Raw genomic sequence first — 24,559 nt, 5'->3', positions numbered from 1 at the left:
AACAGGAGTCTGCGGCATCCCGCTCGACGCGGCACGTCGGCCCGTCCGCGGGGCGCCCCTCCGTGCGGTCCGTCACCGTCAGGGGGGTCGCTGTCAGTGCCGGGTGACACCATCCGTGCATGAGTGGCGAGCCGTTCAACTGGCATGAGTTCCTGCAACGCTGGCAGGAGGAGTGGGTTCCGCGTCCGGACGCGGACGACGAGGACGGCGAGGAGATCGTCCTCCCGGCCAGGCCCGGTGCTGACGAGGCGGCGATCGGCGCGGCCGAGAAGCGCCTGGGGCGGCGGCTGCCGCCCTCGTACCGGGCGTTCCTGGCCGTGAGCGACGGGTGGCACGTGGACCAGCCGGCCGGGATCTACCAGCTCGGCGGCGCCGCGGACATCGACTGGTTCCGGGATCCGTTCGGCATGACGCCGCTGTACGAGCAGAGCCTCGGCGACGACCCGCGCGAGGAGGACGTCCTGCTGGCCGGGATGTGGCGCCGGGCGCTGCGCCTCGAGACGGACTCCGACATGACGAACGCCCTGCTCGACCCGGGCGACAGCGACCAGGACGGCGAGTGGGCGCTCTACGTCTACAAGGGGTGGGGTGGTGAAATGCCCGACCGCTACCCGTCGTTCCGCGCGTACATGGAGGCCATGTACCGCGGGTTCCACGCCGACCGGGTGGAAAGGCCCGACTTCGTGAACGCGACCACGCGCGCGCAGGACGCCCACGTGGAGGAGGCCCGTCTGCTGGCCCTGCGCGGACGGTTCGAGGAAGCGCTGCCCCTGCTTGAGGAGGCGAGGTCCTTCGGACGGCCCGGGAGCGCCGTCCTCCTGCACCAGATGCGGCAGCTGCTGGCTCCGCGCGGCTCCTGGGACTACGGCGGCCTGGTGGCCGACCCGCGCTACCTGCCGGAGATCCTGCCCCTGGAGGCGATGAGGCAGGCAGGCGACGAACGGCGACGGGGCGAGGACGAGCACTGGCTGAGCATGATGGCCGCCCGCGGGGTCGCCCGGGCGACCGCCGGGACGGTGCTGAGGACGGTGCGGGACGGCACCCATCGCTATGCGCCTCCCGGTTCATGGGGTCGGGCCGTCGCCGAGGCGCGGGAGTACGCCCGCTGGGGGCCCACCGACGCCGCGTGGCGGGTCCTGCGGGACGCGCTGCCGCTGTGGGAGGCGCCGGGCCCCCTGCTGATCGTGCCGATCGGCCTGCTCGCCGACCCGGTCCTGGGTCCGCTGGTCACCCCGGAGCGCGGACGGGAGATCCTCGCGACACCGAGGGCCGGGGAGACGGGCCCCGCCCCCGTGCCGGTGCCCGACCTCGACCCGCCGGGCCTCGCCTGGCTGACGGAACCGGCCCCGTACCGGCGACCGTTCGACGGCTACCGCTGTGTCTGGGTCGAAGGGACCGACCCCGCCCGCCTGCCCGCCCTGATCGGCGAGGAGGGCGCGGGGCTGAGCGCGCCCGCGGATCCGCGCCGGGTTTCCTTGCGGGCGCCGAGGCCCCACGAGCGGGAGGGCGTGGAACTGTGGGAGGACCGGGCCGTGGTCGCCGTCGGCCGTACCGCCGAGGAGTGGGCCTTCGCCTTCGACGGCCACTCCCAGCACCACCTGCACGATCTGTTCCTGTCCCCCGCGCCGGCGGCCTCCTCGTCCGGCCGTGCGGTGGTGGTGTGGTGCGACCCCAGGAGGCCGTCGCCGGGTGACCGTCCGGCCGCGTTCCACCTGTCGGTGGCGGAACAGGGCGAGGAGCTCTACGCCTTCACCGTGCGGGGTACGGAGATCCAGCGCTCGGGCGCGATACCGGAGGCCCTGGACCCGGAGCACCTGTTCCGCCCGGAGGACGGCGAAACGGACAGCGAAGCGGACCGCGAACGGCGCCTGCTGGAGGCCCTGCACACCACCCTCGGGCTCTCGCTCCCCCGCTTCGCGCTGACCCAGGGCAAGCTCCGTACCTTCACCACCCGGTCCTGGACCCGGGCGCCACACGCGGGCGAGGGGTTCGCCTACGCCTATCTCGTCCGTCATCGGCCCTGAGTCCGACCGAGAGGAGCCGCCCTTTCCCGCGTACGGGCAGACGCGCTCCCGCGTACGGGCAGACGCGCCCGCGTCCGACCCCCGAGGGCGAGCGTCCGGCCGCGTACGCGACCATTGCGAGCATGACCTCCATGACTCCCGCCGACCCTGGCGCTACTGAAGGCGATCGGATCAAGGTGTGGTTCCGGTTCGTGCCGCGCGAGGGCTGGCTTCCCTACGACACAGAGGGGCTCTGGGCCACCCGGGTGAGCCGTGACACCGCCCGGCTGGAGAACATCCCCTTCCTCCAGGACGGGGTGGCCGAGGGCGAGGTCGTGCGGTTCGCGACGGACACCGACGGTCTCCACTGGGCGAAGGAGCGGGTGGAGGCGTCGGACAACTGCACCATCCGTGTCCTGCCCGTCGCCTCCGGCCCCCTGGGGCGAAGCGCCCGGGCCGTGCACGAGCGGCTGTCGCCCTTCGGGCTGGGCGGTGAGGTCTACAGCGACACGTTTCCGTTGGTCGCCCTCACCGTGCCCGGCGACGCGGACCTCGCCGGGATCAAGGCGTTGCTCGTCCGCGGCGAGGAGGACGGGTGGTGGCACTTCGAGGTCCCCTGTGCCACCGACGCATGGCGCGACGCATAGCTCCTCGGGTCCGAGCCGCGCGGGCTGTTTGTCCCACGCGCTCTTCGACGCCTTCGGCCCGGATGCCGAGGACCGCATCCTCGTGACCACGTGGGCCGCCGGCATCGAGGACTACTACGCGCCGGACAAGGCCGGGATCCCGGGCGACCAGCTGGTGGCCGCCCAGGCCGTCTGACACGGTCCGCGCACGGTCGTCCCGGACGGCCGTGCGCGTACGGCCACGTGAGCGCCCCGGACGTCAGGACCGGGGCTTGTGCGCGAACACCCACCGGTTCCCCTCCAGCGCGTCGTTCGGCTCTGGGAGGGGGCCGCGTCGGTGCCGGCGGGTGAAGTCGAAGGGCGTGTGCATCGAAGTGGACCAGCCCTTGGCCGTCAGGTCGCCCGCGGAGTCGGGTCGTGGGCCCGGGTCGAAGAGGTGGAGCAGGTCGATGCCGATCTGTTCGCGCGTCGCCGTGTAGATCGGGCTGTCGCGGTAAGCGAGCAGGTCCTTCTCCAGCTTGGCCTCGAAGGCCAGAGCGCTGCCTCCGGTGGCCAGCCTGTCCACCGTGTCGATGAGGTACGTCTCGGCAGGGCTCGGCAGGTAGAAGAGCAGCCCCTCGGCCAGCCAGACGCTCGGCACGGCCGGGTCGAAGCCGGCGGTGGTCAGCGCGGTGACCCAGTCCGCGCGCAGGTCGACCGGTACGGGCACGCGCTTCACCTTCGGGACGGCCGACAGGTCCGTGAGCACCCGCTGCTTGAAGTCCAGCACGCCCGCCCTGTCGATCTCGAAGACCTGCGCTGCGGACGGCCAGTCAAGGCGGAAGGCGCGCGTGTCCAACCCCGCGCCCAGCAGGACCACCTGGCGGGCGTCCGTACGGACCGACCGGAGCAGGAAGTCGTCGAGGACCCTGGTCCGCAGGCCGAAGTAGCGGGCGAACCTCCCCCACAGCGGGTTGTCGTCCCCCTCCGGGACCTGTTCGATGCGTACCGGCCAGTCCGTGCACGCCGGGGCGGCGCGCACGAAGTGTTCCGCGTAGACGTCCTGGGCCAGGCTGTCGTGGCGGTGGGTCTCGATCGCCCGTGCCGCGGCGACCAGGAGGGCGGTCAGGCCCACACCTCCGTCCACGCCTTCCACATCTGTCTGCTGCGGCGCCGTGCCGGCCATGTTTCCTCCGTAGGCAGGAGTGGGGTGCTCATCGGCTTGTTCTCTCCGGGAGCAGGACGGGTTTGACCACGCGGCCGGCTTCGCAGTCGCGTTCGGCCTCGTTGATGTCGGCCAGCGGGTAGGTGCGGATCAGCTGGTCGAAGGGGAAGCGGCCGGCCTGCCAGAGACCGGTCAGCCGGGGTATCAGCAGTCCGGGTACGGCGTCCCCTTCGCAGATGTGGCGGATGCTGCGGCCTCGGTCGAGCGTGCCCGGTTCGAGCCGCAGCGCGGTGTGGAGGCGTGCCACGAGGCCGAGGGTGCCGGTGGGGCGCAGTGCCTGGAGCGCGTGGTTGATGAGCGGGGCCGAGGCCGTGGTGTCCAGGGCGTACTGCGCGCCGCCGTCGGTGAGCCGTCGGATCTGTTCGGGCAGTCGTGCCGTCCCGGCGGGCAGGGGGACCGCGCCGAAACGTTCGGCCAGGGCCAGTCGTTGGGGATGCCGGTCGACGGCCACGGTCCGTACGCCTGCGGCGGTGGCGGCCATCACCGCGGCCAGGCCCACGGCACCGGCTCCCAGGACCGTCAGGGTGTCGCCGGGGCCCGCACCGAAGGTGTTGAACACGGCGCCGGCGCCGGTGAGGAAGCCGCAGCCGAGGGGCCCGAGGAGTTCGAGCGGCAGCGCGGGGTCGATCCGGACGGCGTTGCGGGCCGGGACGAGCGCGTACTCCGCGAACGAGGACTGGCCGAACCAGCGGGGGGCCAGCGCTTTCCCGGTCGCGTCGGTGAGCCGCGGCGGTTCCTCCTCGCGGCCTCCGAAGAGGTTGAGGGAGGCGAAGGAGTCGCAGTAGGCGGGGGCCGCGGCGCGGCAGTTCCGGCAGTGTCCGCAGGAGTCGAAGCTCAGCACGACGTGGTCACCCACGTCGATCGCGGTGTCGGGGCCGCTGCCCGCCCGCACCACGACCCCGGCGCCCTCGTGGCCGAGGACGGCCGGCAGCGGACTGCGGCCGGCGGACCGCCGTACCGCGAGGTCGGTCCGGCACATCCCGGAGCCCGCGATCTCGACCAGGATCTCGCCGGCGGCGGGTTCCGTCCGCAGGGTCACCTCCTCGACGGTGAACGGGTTCTCGTACGAGCGCAGTACGGCCGCCTGGAACCTCATCGTCACGCCTCCCGGGGGCGGTGGACGACGAACGGCCGGAGGTTTCCGTAGAGCCCCCACGGTCCGCCCGCGACGCCGACCCCGCTGTCCTTGACGCCCGCGAAGGGCTGGGCGAGGGAGAGTTCGGCGTGGTGGTTGATCCAGGCCGTGCCGCATTCGAGCCGGTCGGCCACCGCCTCGGCCCGGTCGAGATCGGTGCCCCATACGGAGCCGCCGAGGCCGAAGCCGGTGCCGTTGGCCGCGTCGACGGCTGCGTCGAGGCTCCGGTACGGCAGCACCGGCAGGACCGGTCCGAACTGCTCCCCGGTCACCACCGGGCTGTCGGGCGGGACGTCGGTGAGGATCGTGGGGGCGAAGAAGTAGCCCGGTCCGTCGAGCCGGTGGCCGCCGGCCGCCGCCCGGGCGCCGGCCGCCACGGCCTGCTGTGTGACCTGCTCGACCCGGGCCAGCTGGGGGGCGTTGTTGACGGGCCCGAGCCGGGTGTCCGGGTCGAGTCCGGATCCGACGGCGACGGTCTTCGCGCGGTGGGCGAGGGCCTCGACGACCTCGTCGTGGAGCCGGGCCGGGACGTAGACGCGTTTGACCGCCATGCAGACCTGTCCGCAGTTGCGGAACGCCGCCCAGAACAGCCGGTCCGCGATCCGGTCCACGTCGACGTCGTCCAGGAGGACGGCGGCGTCGTTGCCGCCCAGTTCCAGGGTCACCCGGGCGAGCGAGGCCGCCGCCGCTGCGGCGACGGCACGCCCGGTGGGCACCGAGCCGGTGAAGGTGACGTGGCGGATGCCCGGGTGGGCGGCGAGGCGGGCGCCGAGGGGTTCGCGGCCGGTGACGACGGTCAGGACGTCCTCGGGCAGGACGGTGGCGAGGACGGAGCCCAGCAGCCGAGTGGCGAGCGGGGTGTACGGAGACGGTTTGAGGACCATGGTGTTGCCCGCCGCGAGCGCGGGCGCGAACTTCGCCGCCGCGAGCTGGAGGGGAAAGTTCCACGGGACGATCGCGGCGACGGGGCCGAGGGAGCGCCAGCGGATCTCGCTGTGCACGGGCCGGCCGTCGTCGATCCGGCGGGTCCGTGGGGTCAGGTCGGCGAAGTAGCGCAGGCGGGCGGCGGTACGGGCGACCTCCGCGTACGACTCGGCCAGCGGCTTCCCCTGTTCCCGGGTGAGCAACCGGGCCAGGTCGTCGCCGGCCGCCTCCACGGCGTCGGCCGCGTCGCGCAACGCGGCGGTGCGGGGGGCGGGTTCGGCGCGCCAGCCGTGCCAGGCCCGCTGGGCGCGGGCGATCACGGCGTCCAGCTCGTCCGGCTGCTGGTCGGGGGCCTCGTCGAAGGCCTCCCCGGTGGCCGGGTCGACGACGGGGAAGCGTACGGCCCGGCCACCGGGGACGCGGCGGGCCTCAGGCGTCGGCATGCCGGCGGTCAGTTCACGGTGGGGACGCCGACGGCGTGCTCCCGGGCCTGCCGGTCCATCTCCGCCCGGAAGGCGGCGACCAGGTGCGGCTGGATCCTTCCGGCGTTCCGGTCACCGCCCGCGCAGACCGCTCCCCGTACACCCACGATGTCCGTGCCGATGCGGGTCAGCGGACCGAGGTCGGCCTGCTTGACGCTGCCCGCGAGGGCGGCGAGCAGACCGGAGGCGTGGGCGCGGCGGACGAACTCGGCGCAGGCGTCCGGCGGAACGTGGTCGAAGAGCCGGGACCCGTCCTTGATCGCGGTGTCCAGCATGGCGGCGTCGGCACCGGCGCGGGCGGCGATGTCGGGCAGGGCGAGCGGGTTGACGCAGCCGACGCGGTGGGCGTCGGCGTAGCCGGAGGCGACGACGAGCGCGTCCGGGCGGTGGTCCTTCACCGCCCGGACGACCGCGCGCATGACCTCGATGCCCTGCTCGGGGGTCGTGCAGCCGTAGAGGCCGACCTTGATGTACGTGGCGCCGGAGACGACCGCGCCGAGCGCGGCCTGCGCCACCGTGCCGGGCTTGTACGGCACGTCCCCGACGGTGGCGGACACCGGCTTGTCCGCCGGCACGGCGTCGCGGATCTCCCGGATGACCCACGGGAAGTTGGCGCCGAGAGAGCCCTCGTCGGGCTTCTTGACGTCGACGATGTCGAGGTGATCCGCCGCCTTCGCACAGTCGAGGGCCTCCTCGACGCCGTCCGGGGAGATGAGAAGTAACACCGTGAACTCCTTCCGCCGCGAGTCCGCCCGACCGAGGCCGGGGAACCGCGGCTCACCTGGTCCATGTGCGGTGTGCTCATCATTTCCACCGCCCGTGCGCACCGACAGGGCGCGCGGGAAGATCCCCAGGGGCGCGTGTACGCACGCGCATGACAGCGTGTGCACCGGGGTGAACCGGCGTCTGCTGATCCGCGCCGCATGGGGCCGATCACCTCCCGCCGGTGCGCCCCTGCGCACTTGCGCGCTCCGTGACCGCCGCCACCCGGCGCCAGCTGGGAGAGGCCCCTGCGTCAGCGGTGGGAAGGCGACATCTCGCCCGGCACGGCACCCGCCCGCGTGGGACGGCTCACGATTCCTCGGCCACGGTCTCGCCGGAGGACAGGGCCGCTCTTCTTCTGCGGTACACCACCACCCCGCACACCGCGAGGAGGAGGGCGGCCACGGCGGACACCCCGAGGGCCGTCCGTTCGGCGAAGAGCCTTCCCAGCACTTCGAGCACGCCGAGCCCCGCCGTCGCGTAGATCAGCGCCCAGGCCGCCCCGCCCACGAACAGGGCGGGGAGGTAGCGCGGCAACGGCATGCGCGCGCTGCCCGCGAGGAAGTTGACGGCGGTCTGAAAACCGACGGTCAGGAAGGAGACGGCCACCACCGGCGCGCCCCACCGCTGGATCGCCCGCTCGGCGCGCCGGAACTTCGCCGAGGAGATCCGCCCGGCGAACCTGCTGCGCCGGGCACCGGCGCCGGCGAGCCACCCGACGGCGAACGTCCCCCCGGCGCGGAGCAGGACGATGACGTACAGGGCTCCGGCCGTGAGCGCGATCTTATCCACGGCGCCTCCTGCCGGACGTCGAGCCGGACCCCACGTCCCCCGACACCCTCATGGGCCTCCCGCCCCAGCGGACGCACGACGCGCTCAAGCCGGTCACCGTCTCTCACCTGCGCCTTGCCTCTGGCTGTTCCGTCCTCTGGGTTCTCACCCGCGGACGGGAACCTGAACCCATGCCCGTCCGCCAGGCAAGGTCAGCCTAACCGAACGCGCGTACGGCGAATATAAGGCGTCGGGGGTGGAGATGCGGCAGGAGCCCCTGAGCTACTCCAGGCGCACCCTCGCGTTCAGCTCGTCCTCGTTGGGGTCGTCGTCGGCTCGGCCCACCTCGCGCCGTCGCTCCTTCGCGCGCCCCTGAGACCGGGCCTCGCGCCGTCGGCGCCGCGTGTGGTGGCTCAGGCCGGCAGGCGTATGCGGGCCGTGGTCGACCAGCCTCCTCCCAAGGTGATCGGAGCATCGGTACGACTCGGTCTGGTTCAGGTCGCCGCCGGTGTAGGGCTGGGACGCGTCGACGAGGGCGTACGTGCCGCTCGCCCATGTGTTCTTGTCACCGGTGCACTCGACCTTGATCGTGTGCCGGCCGTAGGGCAGCCGCGCACTGCGGAAGACGAGCTGGGCGGGGGACTTCCCGGGGCGTTCGGGCGGCGTACCGGCCGCGGATCGGCGGCGGGGTCAGCCGATTCCCTGTCGGTCCGGCCACAGGGCGAAGGCGCGATCGGTCGGGTTGGGTGCTTCCCGGCCGATGACCTGGATGAGCAGTTCGCGGTGGCGCAGCAGCGGTTCGTGCCGTTCCGGCGGTGCGATGACGAGCAGGTCGTCGAGGCCGGCCAGCAAGCGCCGTGAGACCTGCGGGTTGCCGAGGGCGCAGGCGCGCACCTCGGCGAAGCCGAGATCCACCAGAGCGGTCCATGTCGGCACCGGTTGCACGAGCCGCACCTCGCCGGCCCGGTCACGGTAGAGGGCGGCGCCCAGGGGGCGTCGGCTCAGGGCGGCCAGGAACTGCACGATGCGGTCCAGGGCCTGCACCGCGGTCGTCGGGTCGTTGATGGCGGACGACAGGGCGCGCAGCGCGATGTCGGACAGCTGCCGCAGCCCAAATGCCAGGTCCTGGTCGTAGGTGCGCTCGACACCCACCGACACGGTGGAGCGGAGTGCGCGGCTCGCCGGGGGCCGGCCTCCGTGGACCGCCAGGACGGGTGTGCCGGGTACGAGGAAGTCCCCGATCCGTGGGACCAGACGCAGAACGACCTCGTGTGTGCGGGCGGCCCGTACCAGCCGGACGGTGTCCACGTCCCGCAGCACTCCGGCCCGGCCCTCGTGCGCCACCCACCCGGTGACGGGTCCCAGGTCGGGGAGCTCCGCACGCGGCAGGGTCTCGGGCATCGCCGCGGCGACCCGGAAGGACTCCGTGGCGATCCGCGCGATCACATGACTGACACGCATCAACCGCAGCGTCGCGTTCACGTAGAACACGAACAACATCAAGCTCAGCGCAACCATGAGCAGCGTGAGGAAGGACTGCACGAGGGGGACGGAGATGGCCGCACGAGGGTCGGGGGAGCTGTCGTAGGAGGTCAAGACGAGCAGGGACAGGACGAACGTCGCGAGAAAGACCGCGAAGGTCGCCTTGGTGATCCGGCTGCGGACGAAGAGCCGTACCACGCGCGGGGTGAACTGGCCGCTCGCCATCTGCACCGCGACCAACGAGATACTGAAGACCACACCGATGAACGTCATCATCGCCGAACTGACCGTGCTCACCACGGTCTTCGCGTCATCGGCGAACCGCTGCAACTCGGCGAGCTGCTCGAAGTCGCCCTCCCGCTTCAGCGCCGTGACGACAGCCGTGTCAAGCGCGTCGGCCGCCAGCCAGATGACGAACACGCCGACCATCGCGGCAGCCGGCGCGAACCAGAACGTGTCCCGCAGGTGCTCGCGCAGAGGCGCCAGCACCCGACGGTGGGACGCGCCCGACGAAACGTCTCTGTCACTCATGGTCGGAACATAAGTCTCGGACCATGGCGTCCGGCCTGATCGGGCGCTCCGTCCGGGGCGGCGTGTCGCGCCGACCGGGCGTGTGCCGGAGGACTCGGCGAGGTGGAACCCCGCTGCGGACGTCGGCCGGCGCCGAGGCCGGCTGGACGCGCCCTCCCGAAGCGAGAACGGCCCGCCGGACATCCGGCGGGCCGTCCTGCGTAGACGTGAGGACCTACGGTTCGAGCGTTTCGATCAGGACCTCGGTGGCCCCCGCGTCGAGCAGGGCCTGCCTGACCCGTGCCAGGTCCGCGGTCGCGGCCTCTTCGGCCGCGGCCGCGTCGACGTCGGGGCCGTCGTCCCCGACGCTGTCGCACAGCAGCTCCCAGACGGGGGCGATCTCCCCGTCCGGGCCGGACTCGACGTCGTCCTCGGCCTCGTCGGGGAGGACCACCTCGATCTCCCACCGCTCGTTGCTGAGGAACTGCGGGGTCGAGTTGAAGATGCCCAACGCGTCCGCCGTCCGCTGAGCGACGACGTCGCCGCTCATCCGTCCCAGCACTCTCACACTGAACTGCACGACTGCCTCACTCCTGGTCCGCCGTCACCGACGGTCTCATTGTCCTGCCTCTGCCGGTCCGGGCGTCAGCTGCGCGAATGCTTGTTCATCGCGTTGCGCTGGATGTCCGAGCACGCCTTGCAGTGCGGCAGCAGGAGCTGGCGTGCCTTGCCCAGCAGCTGCAGCTTCTTGAGCACGGCGTTGGCCGGCCAGTGGTCGGGGATCCAGTTGCCGAGCGTCCTGTTCTTGAACATCCGCTGGGCGTTGTTGACGCTGGTGCCGGGGTCCTTCACTCCGCAGCGGTGGCAGCCGAACCGGTCGCCGATGGCGTTGACGGCCTTGCGGACCGCCTTGCCGAAGCGCTGCGAGGTGCTCGGGGCGAGGACACCCTTGCGGGCGTACGGTCCCGGGCTGAAGATGCCGTCCCCGCCCCGCAGGCTCTGCGGGATCTTGATCTCGGGAAGGTCGTCGCCACAGCCGTTGTGGACGAGGAGCTGACCGTCACCCGCGAGGACGTAGTAGTCGTGGACGCCCTCGACGGTGAGGTTGTGCACCCGCTCCTTACGGGTGGTGCGGTCGACCGCGGTGATCTGGATCCAGGTGCCCGAGGCCGCGCGCAGCCACATGCCCGGCTCGAGAGCCGTCGCCGGCACCCACCGTCCGGCGTCCGGCAGCCAGTACTCGTGGCCCGCCGTCGAGGTGATGACGCCGGTCTTCGCGCCGTCGCGGCCGTCGGTGTCGACGGTCAGCGTCACGAGGTCCTTGCGGCCCTCGTGGCTCCGGGTGTCGGTCACCGCGCGGGCGCGGGTGTCGCCGCCCTCCACGTCCGTGGCGAGGACGAGGTCGCCCACCTTCAGCTGGTCGATCGCCCGGGTGGAACCGTCGGCCATGAGGACCTTGGTTCCGGGCACGAAGCTGTTGATCTTGCAGGCGGGTGCCGCGGGTGCGTCCGGCGCGTCCTGCTTGGGCGCCGGGGCAGGGGCCGGATCCTTCGGCGCCGGCGCGGCCTTCGCCGCGTCGCCGACGTTGTCCGCCGTGCGGGCGGCGTCGCCCGCGGAGTCCATGGCGTCCAGGCCCTTGTCGACGTAGCGGCCCGCCTTGACGGCGGTGGCCCCGTATCCGGCGAACGGAATCGCCGAGGCCATGGAGAGCGCCGCGTCGGTGTAGTTGCCCTCGGCCGCGTACCAGACGCCGTTGGCGACGTCGGCGACCTCACCGACGACCGGGATCAGACCGACGACGTCCAGCGTCGCGTGGCCGATGTCGGACAGGGAGAGCCCGAAGAGGTGTCCGTCGAGTTCGACGAAGCTGATCGGGTTGCCGCCGGCGAAGGCGTACCGGTTGCCGGTGAACGGGTCCGCCGCCAGGCGCATGTCGGCGAGCGCGCCGCCGTACATGTCACGCGTCAGGAAGCGGTTCAGGCCCGGGTCGTAGTTCCGGAAGCCCATGTCGTACGTGTTCGAACCGCCGTCCCAACGGGCCGCGTTGAAGCGGAACGCGTTGTACGGCTCCTCCCCCTCGGGGGCGGAGGCGTCGGGCTTGTCCGCGCCGGTGAACTGGGCGTCGTCGTTCGAGCCGTAGGCGGTGTAGCCGTAGGTGGCCCGGGTGGTGCCGTTGTCCTTGGTGATCGCCTCCACGTCACCGCGGGGGCTGTAGGTGAACTGCGAGTACTCCTTGCCGCCGGTGTCCAGGTGCTTGATCTGGGTGAGCTTCTGCCCCCACGGCGACAGCTGGTAGGACTTGTCGGCCTTGCCGCTCAGCTCCTCGCGGAGGACCTGGTCCTCCATGCCCAGGTAGGTGAACGCCAGCGTCTTGCTCTCGGCACCCGAGGTGGTCTCGGTGACCGTACGGTCGAAGGGGTCGTAGACGTAGTCGGTGGTCACGGACGAGGCGCCGGAACCGGAGCGGCTGCGCTTGGTCCGGTCGAAACCGTCGTAGGTGTTCTTCTGGATGGTCTGGCCACCGGCGGAGATGGTGTCCAGGCGGCCCAGCGGGTCGTAGTTGAAGGTGGAGGTGATGCCGCCGGACGAGGAGGACAGCAGCCGGTTGCGGTCGTAGCGGTGGGTCGTGTCGACGCCTCCGACGGACTGCGCGACGACGTTGCTGTTCGCGTCGTACGTGTAGGTCTCGGTCGCCGAGGAGTCACCGCTCTTGGCGACCTTGGCGACGCGGTCCTGCGGGTCGTAGTCGAAGACGTACGTGTTGTCGATGGTCGCCGCCGGATCGTCGGCGTTCATCAGCTTCAGCGTGTCCTTGGAGCGGTGGCCGTTGGCCGAGTACTCCAGGTCGTGCTGGGCCACGACCGCGCCCGCGGAGGTCTTCTCCAGGGCCTGCTCGACCGAACCGTCCAGGTAGTAGCTCAGGTCGAGCGTGTTCCCGTTCGGTTTGGTCTGCCGCAGCGACTGCCCGCGGGGGGTGTAGGTGAAGGTGGAGATCTGCTGGTTCCCGGCCGTCGCGGAGTCGGCGTTGGTGACCTTGGTGACGAGGTCACGCGCGTCGTACTCGGTCTTGGACCAGGTGAGGTCGTGCGTCGAGGTGACGGGGTTGCCGTTGGCGTTGTACGTGAGCGCGGTGGTGTTCTTCACCGTGCCCGCGGCGACCTCCTCGACCTTGGAGATGCGGTTGAGTCCGTCGTAGGCGACGCGATACGTGTCGATCTTGGCGCCGGGCGAGTTGTCCTTGACCTCGACGAGGTTGCCGTTGACGTCGTAGCGGTAACCGAAGTCCTTCTTCTCGGTGTCGCTCTCGCCGCCGTTGGCACGGACCAGCTTCACCGCGTCGGCGACGACGGTGCCGTTCGCCTTGTCGGTGACGGTGATCTTCTGCGGGCCGTCCTCGACGAAGGCGTAGCTGCCGAGGGAGATCCACTGGCCGGCGCCGGTGCTCTGGTCCACGGTCTTCGTGGCGCTGCCGCCGTCGTGGTCGACGGTGAAGGAGGCGTTGGTGGCGGCGCCCGCGACCTGCGGGTGCCGGACGAAGACCTCGTAGGTGCCGTTCTGCGGGATGTTCAGCTGCCACACGAACCGGTCCACGCCGGTGCCGGCCGGGTGGGTGTGGGTGTCGTAGCCGTAGTTCCCCGGGGCGGTGGTGCGGTTCCAGGTGCCCTGGGAGGTGGTGTTGTGGAAGTCGGAGCTGTCCACGAGGGTGACCGCCCGGCCCACCGGGACACCGTCGTCGGAGCGGCCCCTCTCGTTGCCGGACGGGTAGAAGTCCCAGGTCATGGTGCGCGACTGGGATCCGCCGGCGGCGGTCAGGGTGTTCTTGGTCTGCTGGCCGAGCTCGTTGTAGTCGTAGGCCGTGGTGATGTCCCACGGGTCCTTGGAGCTCTTCGCCCAGCCGTTGTCGTAGTACGCGTACTCGGTGACGTTGCGGACGGACTGGCCCTCGGACGGCGGGGTGGAGACCTGGAAGAGGTTGCCGACCTCGTCGTAGCTGTAGAAGGTCGTGTCCGGGGTGTTGTAGCGCGTGTCGTCCTTGTCGAAGGGCGAGCGCTCCTCCTTGACGCGGTTGAGCTGGTCGTAGACCGTCTCGGCGACGAAGTCCGTGGTGTCGTCGGTGGTTTCGACGCCCCGCGGGGTGATCGTCCTGGTCGCGTTGCCGACCTGGTCGTACTCGTAGCGGGTGGTGCGGTACAGCGTGTTGCCCGAACCGTCCTTGTTCCAGGGCTGCTTGGCCTCGATCAGCGCGTTGCGGGCGTCGTAGGCGGCGAGCGCCTCGTTGCCGTCGGCGTCGGTCGTGCCGATGGTGTTGCCGTCGAGGTCGAAGCGGTCGGAGGTGGATGCCCCGATGGCGTCGGTCGTGGTGACGACACGGTGGTTGAGGTCGTACGTGAACTTCGTGGTGAAGTCGGCGGGGTCGGCGCTGGCGTTCTTCAGCGGGTCGACGACCTTGAGCACGTTGCCGACGTTGTCGTACGTGGCGGTCGCCTTCTCGCCCTGCGCGTTCACCGTCTCGACGGCCTGGTAGATCTCGTCGTAGCGGTTCGTCGTGGTGAAGTCGCCGACCGTCGCCGTGACGTTGCCCTGCGGCTCGGTCTCGGTGACGACGTTGCCGACCTTGTCGTACGTGAAGGTCGATCTGCGCTCGGGGTCTGTCGCCACGTCCTTGGGCAGTACCCGCTCGATGAGCTGGTCGCCCTTGTCGTACGCCGAGGTGGAGACGGATCCGTTGGGCGCCGTCACCTGGGTGATGTTGTCGTTGGCGTCGTAGACCGGGGCGGGGGTGGTGATGAAGAGGTTCGCGCTCTGGTCCTTGGGTTCCTTCTTGACCAGCGGGCGGCTGTAGGTGTCGTAGGTCTGCGTGACCTTGGCGCCCTTGGCGTTGACGGCCTCGAGGACGTTGCCGCGGACGTCGTAGACGAAGGTGGCGGCCTTGCCCAGCGGGTCGGTGATGGTCGCCGGGTAACCGGTGGGTCCGAAACCGCTGTTGGTGGTGGCGTTGCCGTTGGCGTCGGTCTCCTTGGTCAGCTGACCGAGGGCGTCGTAGGCGTAGCGGGTGGTGTAGTCACCCGCCGTGGCGGAGGCGACTCCCTTGGGGTCGGTGACCGAGGTCAGGTTGCCCGAGCCGTCGTAGCCGAACTCCCAGGTGCGGCCCTCCGGTGAGGTCTTGCGCCACAGGTCGGCGATGTGACCGTTCAGTCCGGTCTGGTACTGGAAGGTCTGGGCCGGGGTGCCGTTCTTGTTGGCCTCCGGATCCTTCTGCTCCAGCGGGTAGCCGGTCTTGGGGTCGTACACCCAGGTGGTGTAGGCGCCGTTGGGCTCCTCCAGGCGGGTGACGTTGTTGTCCGCGTCCCAGGACATCTTGGTGACCTGGGACTTGGCGTTGGTGATCTGGGTGGGGCGGCCGTAGCCGTCGTGGACGTAGCCGGTGGCGTGGCCCTCGGCGTCGGTGACCCGGGTGTCGATCACCGAGCCGGCGGAGCCGTCGGGGTCGGTGTAGACGAATCCGGTGGTGCCGCCGAGCCGGTCGGTGATGCTCTGCGCGGCCCAGTGGAACTTCGGGTCGTCACCCTCGTTCGGATAGTAGTAGTCGAAGGTGGTCGCGTTGCCGCGCGGGTCGGTGACCTTGACCAGCTTGACGTTCTTGTTGCCCTGGGTGGCGTCGTAGACGAAGCGGAACACCTTCGGCTGGGCCGAGCCCGCGCCGTCGGTCAGCTCGCCGAGGAGCCCCTTGTCGCTGTAGACGAAGGTGAGTTCGCGGCCGGAGACGTCCCGGACGGACTTCACGTGGTCCACGATCTTGGGGTTGGTGAGGTTGTTGCCGCTCACCTTGGTGCCCGTGTCGTCGATGTAGCTGTACGCCGATCCCTTGGCGTAGTAGTCGACGCTGAGGGTCTGCCGGCCGGCCGGGTCGGTGATGTACCGGAGGAACTTGACCGGCTTGTTGTTGGACTTGCGCTCCTCGTAGGTGAACGTCTGCGTGTTGCCGTTCTTGTCCACCGTCGAGGTGATGAAGCCGTCGCAGTCGAAGAAGAACTTCGTCCGGTCGGGCCGCGTCATGGACCACGCCTGCGGGTCGCCGTCCGAGGACGGCTTGCAGTCGACGCCCGGCTTCTCCGCCAGCAGGTAGTGGACGCCCGCCGGGGCCTTCCACGTGCCGTCGGTCTGCTTGCGGAAGATGTGCGCGGTGCCGTCGCCGTCGGGCAGCGTCACCTCACGCGGGTGGGGGTTGGGGTGGAAGTCGAGCCCCATGCCCAGCCGCAGGGGCGAGGCCAGCTGGGCGGACCAGCCGTGGCCGAGCACGGTGTCGGAGGTGTCGAGGGAGTTGTAGGTGAAGCGGGCGAAGGTGGAGATGCCCCGGCCGGGGTTGGTGAAGGCGTTGTACGACCAGACGTTGTTGCCCGCGTACAGGTTGTTCATCACGGACGCGCCGGCGCCGGTGTTCTTCCCGGTGTACGAGTAGAACTTCTCCATCCCGAGCTGGTTCGACGTCGGGTCCTCGACCGCGACGTTCTGGCGCAGGCCGGGGATGGTGTCGGTGCCCGACATCCAGGTGCCGGTCGTCTTGTTCCGGATGTCCCAGGTGAGCACGTAGTCCGTGCGCTTGTTCCCGGAGCCGGAGTTGATCGGCGTCTTGACCTGGGCCTGGACGGTGACGGTGTCCCCGGGCAGGAGGTCGCGCGGCAGCGCCGTCTCGACCTGGTTCCCGCCGGTGGTCGCGTCGGTGCCGTCCGGCAGCGCCCAGGTGTAGGTCAGGGTCTCGTTCGCCGCGCTCAGGACGCGGTCGGTGGTGTTGGTGAGGGTGACCTCGACGGTGTGGGTGTCGCCGGGGATCATGCGGGCGGGGGTCTGCGCCGCGTAGTACGTGGACTCCGTGGTGGAGTCGATGTACGTGACGACGAGCTGCGGGCGCAGCTCCTGCTCCGGCGCCTCGGACGAAAGGAAGAGGGTGCGCTCCTGGGGTCCGGCCTCGTCCGCGAGTTTGACCATCAGGCCCTTGGCGAGGGTGGGGTCCTTCACCCATCCCTGGGTGAGGGAGGTGGCGTCCCAGTTGTGCCGGGCCGGGTCGTTGGTCAGCTGGGAGACGGTGTCGGCGACGGCCGCTCCGTGGTCACCGCCCGCCGTGGTCCAGGCGGTGGCGGTGTCGGCCTTGGCCCAGGTGGCTGTCGCCTCGTCGAACGTCCGCGTGAGCGGCCGCAGTTCGTAGGCGGCGCCGGTGGAGCCGGTGTTGGTGAGCGAGCCCCACAGGACGAGCTCGGACTGCATCACCCGGGCGGTCGCCGGGATGTTCAGCGAGGGGAAGCCGAGGACGGCGCGCGTCCTGCCGAAGGTGGCCGAGTTGTTGCCGACGGACAGCCAGTTCTGCCGGACGCCGGTGTCGTCGATGGTGTCGTGCGGTGTGGTCGGCTCGTTCGAGGCGAGCGTGGTGTCCCACTGGCCGCTCTGGAAGATCTTGGTGGTGCGTCCGGCCTTGGGCAGCCGTACGAGCTGGGTGGTGGCCGGGACGATCTGGCCGTCGCTCGTCTTCACGGCGACCATGTAGTAGTACGCGCGGCCGAAGGGCTCCGGGTCCGCGGCCGTTGTCGGAGCGGCGGTGGTGTCGGTGAAGGTCCGCGTGTCCTTGCCGACGGGGGCGACCAGCGTCGAGGCGGAGGGCGTGAACCGCTGGAAGACGCTGCGGTGCACCTGGTACTCGACGATGTCGTCCGAGGTGGCGGTGGAGGGGTCCTGGTAGGCATCCCAGGCCAGCTCGGCGCCGGTGTCGTGGATGGTCGTCGGAGCCTTGAGGTCGGCGCCGGGGCGGCCGTAGGTGAGGGTGAGCTTCGGGTACGTGGCGGTCTCGCCGCCGTAGCCGAACCGGGCGGCGTGGTAGCGCGGGCCGCCGACGGCGGCGGTCGCCTCGTTCTCCGCCTTGACGACGAAGCCGTGATTGCTCTGCGTGCCGTCGACCCACGACTGGACGGTGTCGCGGACGGAGAAGCTGTGCCACTTGTTGTACGTGTTGGGCTGCATCACGTCGGTGGCGGGCTTGACGAACCGGGCCGCGTCCGCGATGACGGCGGTCGTGGTGGAGGCGGGGCCGTCGCCGAGGACGAGCTTGCCGGTGGTGCCGGCCGCGAAGTCCCGCGTCCCCAGCGTCTTCCAGACACCACCGGTGCCGGCGGACTGGTCGACGGTGTACGCCGTGGTGCCGCCGCTGTGCGTCAGCGTGTACGGCGCGTTGGTGGCGCGGTCGGAGGCCGGGATGGAGTGCACGTCGACCCGGTAGGCACCGGACTCGGCGAGCTTGGGCTGCCAGGTGTAGGTGTCACCGGCGACCGTGTCCTTGTTGTAGAGGTAGTCCCGGTTGATCGCGTACTGCGTGAACGCGGTGTTGCCCGAGGCCGGCCAGGCGCCCTTGGCGGCGGTCGTGTCGGCGTCGCCGTCGTCGACGGTGACGGAGTAGGCGGACTGCTCGCCGACCAGGTCCTTGGTGCTGTTCCAGGTCGCGGTCGTCTCGTCCCACGGGCCGGTGGCCCGGTAGGCGCCGAGCGTCACGGCGACGTTGTTGGCGCTGTGGGTCTGGTCGTAGTAGAGCTGCATCCGGGCCGAGTCGACGCGGGTGTTGGCGGGGATGCCGGACAGGTCGTACTTGACCAGGGAGCGGGCGGCGCCCGCGGCCGTGCGGCCGGCGGAGAGCCGCCAGGAGTCCTTGAAGTTGGCGGCGGGGTCGTCGGACGTGACCATCACGTCCTGGGACTGGGTGGGCGTCGGCGCGATCGTGATCGTCGGGTCGATCACGACCGGGTACTGGCGCTCGGGGGCGTTCAGCCACGCCGCGGACGGCTCGACGGTCAGCTCCCAGCCGCCGCCCTTCCTGGCCAGCCGGGTCTCGACGTCGGTGCTGTAGGCGGTCCCGTACGGGGAGTCCGCGTCCTGCTTGGCATCCGTCATGTACGGCGCGGGGATCACCAGCACCGGATCGGCGGAGGATTCCTTGTGGAAGGCCACCGAGCCGCCGGGGCGCAGGGTGGGCGTGAGCCCGTCCGTGTCCACGGTGAAGGTGTACGCGGGGGCCTTCGCCGGGCGTTCGGTGAGGGTGAGGGTCTCCTTCACCTCGCCCGGGCCGACGCGGTAGGCGAGGTCGGCACCGTTGACGGCGTCGGGGTAGGTGACGTCCGCGCCCTTGGCGCGCGGCGAGAGCCGGCCGGCGCCCTTGAGCCCGAAGGTCACGGCCTGACCGGTGCCGGTTTCGACGCGCAGGACGGAGTTGGCGTCCGAGCCGAACCAACTGCGCGCCGTGTTGGCGGTATTGGCGAAGAGGAAGCCTTTTCGGTCGGCGGCGGAGACGGTCGTGTCGATCGTCTTCCAGCCCGCGCCCGACCGGAAGGCGGTCGGTACGGCGGATATCTCCGCCTGGGTGCTGCCGTCCGACAGCTGCCAGTAGCGGGCGGTCGGCGTGCGGCGTTCGGTCAACTCCCGGACACGCTGGGGCTTCCGGGCCTTGTCACCCTTGGGCAGGCGATCGTTCAGGAACACGGACTCCTGGGGCAGGACGGGCGGATCACCGTCGTCCTTGTCCCAGTTTTTCAGTTGTTCGCGCCATTCCTTCTCGTCGAACGGTGCGGCCGCTTCCGCGGGCGTGGAGAACGCCACGGGTTGCAGCATCGTACTGATCACCGCGAATGTCGCCAGGCCCGACCACAGGCCGGGTCTCGGAATCTTCACTTTCTACTTCCCATCGACCGAGAGAGTGCATCGGCGGGTCCGCCCATACAAGGGGAGGTCTAGAGATTGACGGAACGTCATGTCAAGCCACGCGAAATTCCGCCGCAAACACGACAATCGCCCGGTCTCCCGCTATGACTGCTTCGCCCGATCTCTCCGGTGGCTCGCCCCGGGCACGGGAAATCATGTATAAACGGCCGGTTCCGCACCAGTCCTCGCACCGAAAGCCGAGACAGCCCATGTCATCGTCAGAAACCTCGGAGAACGCAGAGCCGGAGACGAACGGAATACGGGAAGGGAATGAAGCGGGCAAGGATACGAAGGGCGTGGATTCGGTGAACTCCGGCATGAATCGGCGCACCGGCCGCCGGGGTGTCTTGCTCGCCGTCGCCGCCGCTGTCGTCCTGCTGCTGTGTGGAGGTGTCGTAGGGTACGGGGCCCTGGCCGACGAGGAGAAGCCGTCGCCCGCCGCCGCGGAGACGGCCGAGGTCACCTACGAGGTGTCCGGCAACGGCACCGCCGACATCTCGTATCTCGGTGGCGGCGACGCGGGCGAGGCGGTGGTCGAGCAGGGAGTGGCGCTGCCGTGGAAGAAGACCGTCAAGGCCCCGGTCGGTACGCCTCCCTCGGTCGGCGTCGTCCTCGACGCGAAGGGCGGTCAGGCCACGTGCGCCCTGGCCATCCGCGGCCGGCACGTCCAACGCGCCACGGCGTCCGGCACGTTCGGGCGGGCCACCTGCACCGGGACGTCGGGCTGAGGGGCGGCAGCCGGACCTCCGGGTTCCCCGTACCGACAAAACGGCCCGCCGGGTGATCCGACGGGCCGTCATCAGGGGTCGAGCTGTCCTCGGTCAGCTGGTGGGGAAGTTGTCAGGAGTGCTGATCCGGCTCTTGAGGAGCGCCCCCGATTCGGTCAGCACGTCGCCGCTGCTGTAGTTGCCGCCGTTGCAGGTGCCGGGCTTGAACGCCGCACTGCTTTCGGGGGCGTCGGAATACGTCCAGTTCGCGTAGCCGATCTTCAGCTGATCGAGCAGGTCCAGCCAGGCCGTGGTGCTCGCCCGGTCCATCGCTCCATTGCCGGTGGCGCTCACCGTGCCGAACTCGGTGACGAACAGCGGCAGTCGGGACGCGGCCCGGCTCAACGTCGCGCGGTAGTTGTCCTTGTGGCTCGCGGCGTAGAAGTGGAACGCGTACATGATGTTGGTGGCGTTGACGGGATTGTTGACGACCTCGCTCTCGTTGGAGCCGTCCGAGACGCCCAGTGAGGACCAGCCGCGGGTGCCGACGATGACGACGGCGTCCGGGTCGGCGGCCCGGATCACCGGGATGACCTGCTCGGCGTAGCTCTTGACGGCCGTCCAGCTCACACCGTTGGGCTCATTGGCGATCTCGTAGATCACGTGCTTCTTGTCGGCGTTGCGGGCCGCGACGGACGCGAAGAACGTCTTCGCGCGCTCGAGGTTGTAGTTCGGGTCGCCCGGCGTCAGGGTGTGGAAGTCGATCATCGCGTACATGCCACGGGCTTCGGCCATGTCGACGAGGCTGTTCACCCGGCTGGTGAAGCCCGCCGGGTCGGTCTCGTAGCCGCTCTCCTGCACGTACATGGCGATGCGCAGCAGGTCCGACTTCCAGTCCTTCGCCAGCGCGTCCACGGACGCGGTGTTGTAGCACTTGCTGAACCACTGGATGCCGTGCGTGCTCATCCCGCGCAGCTGTACGGGGCGGTTGTACTGGTTGCACAGGTTCACGCCGCAGACGTGGAGCTTGCCGTTGATGTCCACGGGGGTGCCGGTGCCCGGGACGGGCGGGGGCTCCTCGCCTCCGGGCGGGGGTTCTACGACGGAGCCCGTACAGGCGACGCCGTTGAGGGTGAACGCCGTGGGCTTCGGGTTGGCGCCCGTGAAGGAGCCCACGAATCCCACGTCGGCCGTCGCGCCGGTGGCCAGTGTGCGGTTCCAGTCGAGGCCGACGGTGGTGACCGTGGAGCCGGACTGCGACCAGGTGGCGTTCCAGCCCTGGACGAGCTTCTGCCCGGCGTCCGGCAGGGTGGTCCTGAGAGTCCACCCGGTGAGGGGTTCACCCAGGTTGGTGATCTTCACTCCGGCCTGGAAGCCGCCCTGCCACTGACTGGTGACCGTGTAGTCGACCTTGCATCCGCCGGCGGCCGCCGCCTCGGGGCTGGTCAGGGCCGTGAGACCCAGGGCCGTGGCGCAGGTCGCGAGTAAGGCCGGCAAGCGTCGTTTCATCGCGTTGCTCCTCGTGTGAAGTGTCATCGCTGTGCCGGCATCCCGCAGGCCCGATCGTTCAGCCGGAAGACCTTCGGGTCGTTCACGAGGCCGGTGGACCTGCCGTTGAAGCCGAATTGCACGGTGCCGCCGGGCGCAAGCCGGGCGTTCCAGCTCAGCGCCTCGGCAGTGACCCGGGGGCCGCTCTGCCGGACGTCGGCGCCCCACTGCTCGGTCACCCGCTGCTGGTCGGCGAAGGTCCAGTCGAGCTTCCAGGGCTTGATGGCCGAAGCGCCGGTGTTCTTCACCACGACCTGGGTGGTGAAACCGCCGCCCCAGCGCTGCGAGGTGTAGGTGACCTCGCACTGCGCCTTCGCGGCCGCACCGCTCCCCAGATCGTCCACGTAGGACGCGGCCCAGACGAGCGGGGCGTTCCAGTTGACGGTGATCTCGTTCGTGGCCCAGGACTCGATGTCGTCGATGTAGCACATCGACGGTGCGCAGCCCCGCAGTTTGGCCTGCGCGACCGGGTCCTGGATGGCGTCGTTCGGACCGCCGGCCAGGGATCCGGGGGCGGGGTTCGGCAGCGCGGGGTCGAGCTGGTTGGCCCAGAACCGGTGGTGCTGGTTGCGCGCGTCCCGCTCGCCGTATCCGGTGACGTAGGACTGGTTCAGCGCGTTGCGGCCCAGCAGGTAGTCCAGCCCGCGCAGCGCGGCGTCACGGTAGACGGTCCTGCCGGTCAGGTCGTGTGCCGTCCCGAGGACGACCATGTTGTTGGCGACCTGGCTGTTCGAACCCCATACGTAGTGCCCGTCGCCGGGCGCGTACGGAAGGCCGTACGCGGCTCCGGCCGAGTCGGCCGCGTAACCGTCGGCGGCTTCGGTCACCATGCCGCGCACCGTCGTGAGCTGGTCGGCGGACAGCCTGCTCGGCACGGTCGCGAGGTTCAGGGCGCCGAGCCCGGCGACCGCCCCCCAGGACATGCCGCCGCGCGGGAAGACCGCGTCGGTGTCACCGTGCAGCGGGGAGCGGAGGACTTCCTGGCGGTACGCGTCCTCGCCGGTGGTGAGGAAGAGCTCCGCCGCTGCCCAGTAGAACTCGTCACGCACGTCGTCGTCGGGGTAGGCGCCACCGCCCGTGCCGTCCTGCGGATCGGCGAGAACGGCCGGGTGGGCCTCGGCCGCCGTCCACGCCGTTCGCGCGGCTGTCCGGCACCGCGCGGCGAAGTCCGCGTCGTAGACCTGGAAGAGCCGGGCGCACTGGGCGGCGGTGGCCGCCAGGTTGAGGGTGGCCGCCGTGGTCGGCGGATGGAGTTCCCGGGGCTGGGGATCGCGGTCCGGCCGGGTCGGCAGTCCCGTCCACTCCTTGTCGTGCAGCTTGTGGTGGGCCATACCGGCCAGCGGCTTCCCGGCGGGCACCTGCATCCGCATCAGGAACTCCAGCTCCCAGCGGGCCTCGTCGAGGATGTCGGGAGTCGCGTTGCCGTGTTCGGGAAGCCGGAGTCGACCGTCACCGAGCGGCCCGGCGTCGGCGGTCTCCTCGTACAGGGTCCGCTCGAACGTGGACATCAACTGAGCGACGGCGATACCGCCGTTGACGACGTACTTGCCGTGGTCGCCGGCGTCGTACCAACCCCCTGCCGCGTCGAGGCGGTAGTCGCAGACACCGGGCTGGCAGGGCACGTCGTTGTCGCCCTGGTTGGGGCTCACCCCCACATGGCCGGCCGGCCGCGCGTACCGCTCCCCCACGATGTCCGCGTCGATCTCGATGCCGCTGCGGTTGTGGTAGAAGTACGCGAGCGCGTCGGTGCGCAGCGACGCGTACAGGTCGTCGCCGATGGCGAACGGCTCACTCCTCTGCCCCGCCACCGTGACGGTGTAGCCCTCCCCCGGCGTCGTGACCGCGCTGAAGTCGAAGGTGTGGACGTTCTGCCGTGAGGCGGTGTCCACGCCCGCCGGAGTGGTGGTACCGCCGGCGAGGCGCGTCCCGTCGGCCGAGCCGAGCGTCCAGGGCAGCGGGCCGGTCTCGTCGGTGACGAAGGTGCCGCCCTTGGGGCCGTGGGTGAGGTACCCGACCTGGTTGACCCGGACCGGTGATCCGGTGTCCGGTTCGTACGGTGGTGGCGCGGTCCCGCCGCGCAGCGATACGTCGTCGACGCAGAAGGTGAGGGCCTCGGCGCTGCCCCCGATCTGGAAGGCGAGTTGAGCGGCCTCGTGGTCGGCTCCGGCCGTGAAGGTCTCGGTGACGCGTTCGGCGGTCGTCCCGACCGGCTGCACGGTGGAGAGTTCCGTGCTCCACGGTTCGGTCGCCATCTGCACGTTGGCGCGAATGGTGACCGGCACGGTGGACGTCGCCGTGTAGCTCAGCGTGTACGACTCGCCCGCGACGAGGGCGAGTCCGTTCTGTCCCACGATGGCGTCCCAGGCATTGGCCGTGCCTGCGGGGACATCGGCGCACAGGCGTCCGTCCACGACCGCCATGGGGCTGTTGGCCGTCGACCACCAGGGGGCGGTGCCCGCGGAGAAGTCCCCGTTGACGATGACCTCGGGCGGTTCGTCGACGGGTTCGGCGGCACCGGCGGGGGCGACCAGGCCGGCGGCCACCACCCCGGCGGTGACCGCCGCGCCCATCAACCCGCTCACGCGTCGGGAGCGGCCGGGTCGGCGGTATGGGCGGGGCAGGGGGGAAGAGGGGGACTGATGTCGCGGCACTCTGAAGTCCTTACGGGGA

13 protein-coding genes and 1 pseudogene are annotated in these 24,559 nt (G+C 70.6%); 4 read left to right on the top strand and 10 right to left on the bottom strand.

The features are described from left to right. The first annotated feature begins 119 nt into the window (after positions 1-119). From ACIRB7_RS10985 to ACIRB7_RS10975, 3 genes and pseudogenes are all read left to right on the top strand, one after another. Complete coding sequence (locus ACIRB7_RS10985) at positions 120-2,024, top strand: SMI1/KNR4 family protein (protein WP_403595501.1); 1,905 nt, start codon at positions 120-122, stop codon at positions 2,022-2,024. Positions 2,025-2,146: 122 nt separating this feature from the next. Next, positions 2,147-2,650: a DUF4265 domain-containing protein gene (locus tag ACIRB7_RS10980; RefSeq protein WP_403595499.1), complete on the top strand. Its 504-nt coding sequence runs from the start codon at positions 2,147-2,149 to the stop codon at positions 2,648-2,650. 34 nt (positions 2,651-2,684) lie between these two features. Further along, positions 2,685-2,825: pseudogene (locus tag ACIRB7_RS10975) on the top strand (calcium-binding protein); the annotation flags it as partial. Between the two features lie 63 nt (positions 2,826-2,888). Here the strand turns inward: ACIRB7_RS10975 and ACIRB7_RS10970 are convergent. The 8 genes from ACIRB7_RS10970 to ACIRB7_RS10935 form a co-directional block, all read right to left on the bottom strand. Next, the gene (locus ACIRB7_RS10970; protein ID WP_403595497.1) at positions 2,889-3,794 is read right to left on the bottom strand and encodes a class I SAM-dependent methyltransferase; all 906 of its coding nucleotides are present in this window, start codon (positions 3,792-3,794) and stop codon (positions 2,889-2,891) included. Positions 3,795-3,822: 28 nt separating this feature from the next. Then, positions 3,823-4,929: an NAD(P)-dependent alcohol dehydrogenase gene (locus ACIRB7_RS10965; RefSeq protein WP_403595495.1), complete on the bottom strand. Its 1,107-nt coding sequence runs from the start codon at positions 4,927-4,929 to the stop codon at positions 3,823-3,825. 2 nt (positions 4,930-4,931) lie between these two features. After that, a complete protein-coding gene (locus ACIRB7_RS10960; protein ID WP_403595492.1) occupies positions 4,932-6,335 on the bottom strand; it encodes an aldehyde dehydrogenase family protein in 1,404 nt (467 codons plus the stop codon). A gap of 8 nt (positions 6,336-6,343) precedes the next feature. Next, entirely contained in the window at positions 6,344-7,099 is a 756-nt protein-coding gene (locus tag ACIRB7_RS10955; RefSeq protein WP_403595489.1) for a (5-formylfuran-3-yl)methyl phosphate synthase, read from the bottom strand. Positions 7,100-7,445: 346 nt separating this feature from the next. Then, positions 7,446-7,928 carry a DedA family protein gene (locus tag ACIRB7_RS10950; RefSeq protein ID WP_403595487.1) on the bottom strand — a complete coding sequence of 161 codons (483 nt, stop codon included), beginning with the start codon at positions 7,926-7,928 and terminating at the stop codon, positions 7,446-7,448. 669 nt (positions 7,929-8,597) lie between these two features. Then, on the bottom strand, positions 8,598-9,920 hold the full coding sequence (locus tag ACIRB7_RS10945; RefSeq protein WP_403595484.1) for a DUF2254 domain-containing protein: 1,323 nt from the start codon (positions 9,918-9,920) through the stop codon (positions 8,598-8,600). A gap of 214 nt (positions 9,921-10,134) precedes the next feature. Next, positions 10,135-10,479: a hypothetical protein gene (locus ACIRB7_RS10940; protein WP_403595481.1), complete on the bottom strand. Its 345-nt coding sequence runs from the start codon at positions 10,477-10,479 to the stop codon at positions 10,135-10,137. A 65-nt stretch (positions 10,480-10,544) separates the two neighbouring features. After that, positions 10,545-19,532: a DNRLRE domain-containing protein gene (locus ACIRB7_RS10935; protein ID WP_403595478.1), complete on the bottom strand. Its 8,988-nt coding sequence runs from the start codon at positions 19,530-19,532 to the stop codon at positions 10,545-10,547. 398 nt (positions 19,533-19,930) lie between these two features. On the opposite strand from ACIRB7_RS10935, the gene ACIRB7_RS10930 reads away from it, so the two are divergent. Further along, positions 19,931-20,362: an MmpS family transport accessory protein gene (locus ACIRB7_RS10930; protein WP_403595475.1), complete on the top strand. Its 432-nt coding sequence runs from the start codon at positions 19,931-19,933 to the stop codon at positions 20,360-20,362. A gap of 93 nt (positions 20,363-20,455) precedes the next feature. On the opposite strand, the gene ACIRB7_RS10925 is transcribed toward ACIRB7_RS10930, so the two are convergent. Together ACIRB7_RS10925 and ACIRB7_RS10920 are read right to left on the bottom strand one after the other, a co-directional pair. Then, positions 20,456-21,850, bottom strand: coding sequence for a cellulase family glycosylhydrolase (locus ACIRB7_RS10925; RefSeq protein ID WP_403595472.1), 1,395 nt, complete (start codon positions 21,848-21,850; stop codon positions 20,456-20,458). A 23-nt stretch (positions 21,851-21,873) separates the two neighbouring features. Further along, positions 21,874-24,459: a glycoside hydrolase family 9 protein gene (locus ACIRB7_RS10920; RefSeq protein ID WP_403596193.1), complete on the bottom strand. Its 2,586-nt coding sequence runs from the start codon at positions 24,457-24,459 to the stop codon at positions 21,874-21,876. Positions 24,460-24,559 lie beyond the last annotated feature (100 nt).

The sequence above is a fragment of the Streptomyces sp. NPDC093795 genome (assembly GCF_044764665.1).
Classification (GTDB): Bacteria; Actinomycetota; Actinomycetes; order Streptomycetales; family Streptomycetaceae; genus Streptomyces.
This window is presented reverse-complemented; position numbering and strand designations above follow the sequence as displayed.

What these genes read in the sequence shown, in the direction of transcription:
- ACIRB7_RS10970 (WP_403595497.1), bottom strand. Translation starts at nt 3,794, where the DNA reads ATGGCCGGCACGGCGCCGCAGCAGACAGATGTGGAAGGCGTGGACGGA.
- ACIRB7_RS10980 (WP_403595499.1), top strand. Translation starts at nt 2,147, where the DNA reads ATGACCTCCATGACTCCCGCCGACCCTGGCGCTACTGAAGGCGATCGG.
- ACIRB7_RS10965 (WP_403595495.1), bottom strand. Translation starts at nt 4,929, where the DNA reads ATGAGGTTCCAGGCGGCCGTACTGCGCTCGTACGAGAACCCGTTCACC.
- ACIRB7_RS10960 (WP_403595492.1), bottom strand. Translation starts at nt 6,335, where the DNA reads ATGCCGACGCCTGAGGCCCGCCGCGTCCCCGGTGGCCGGGCCGTACGC.
- ACIRB7_RS10920 (WP_403596193.1), bottom strand. Translation starts at nt 24,459, where the DNA reads ATGGGCGCGGCGGTCACCGCCGGGGTGGTGGCCGCCGGCCTGGTCGCC.
- ACIRB7_RS10985 (WP_403595501.1), top strand. Translation starts at nt 120, where the DNA reads ATGAGTGGCGAGCCGTTCAACTGGCATGAGTTCCTGCAACGCTGGCAG.
- ACIRB7_RS10945 (WP_403595484.1), bottom strand. Translation starts at nt 9,920, where the DNA reads ATGAGTGACAGAGACGTTTCGTCGGGCGCGTCCCACCGTCGGGTGCTG.
- ACIRB7_RS10925 (WP_403595472.1), bottom strand. Translation starts at nt 21,850, where the DNA reads ATGAAACGACGCTTGCCGGCCTTACTCGCGACCTGCGCCACGGCCCTG.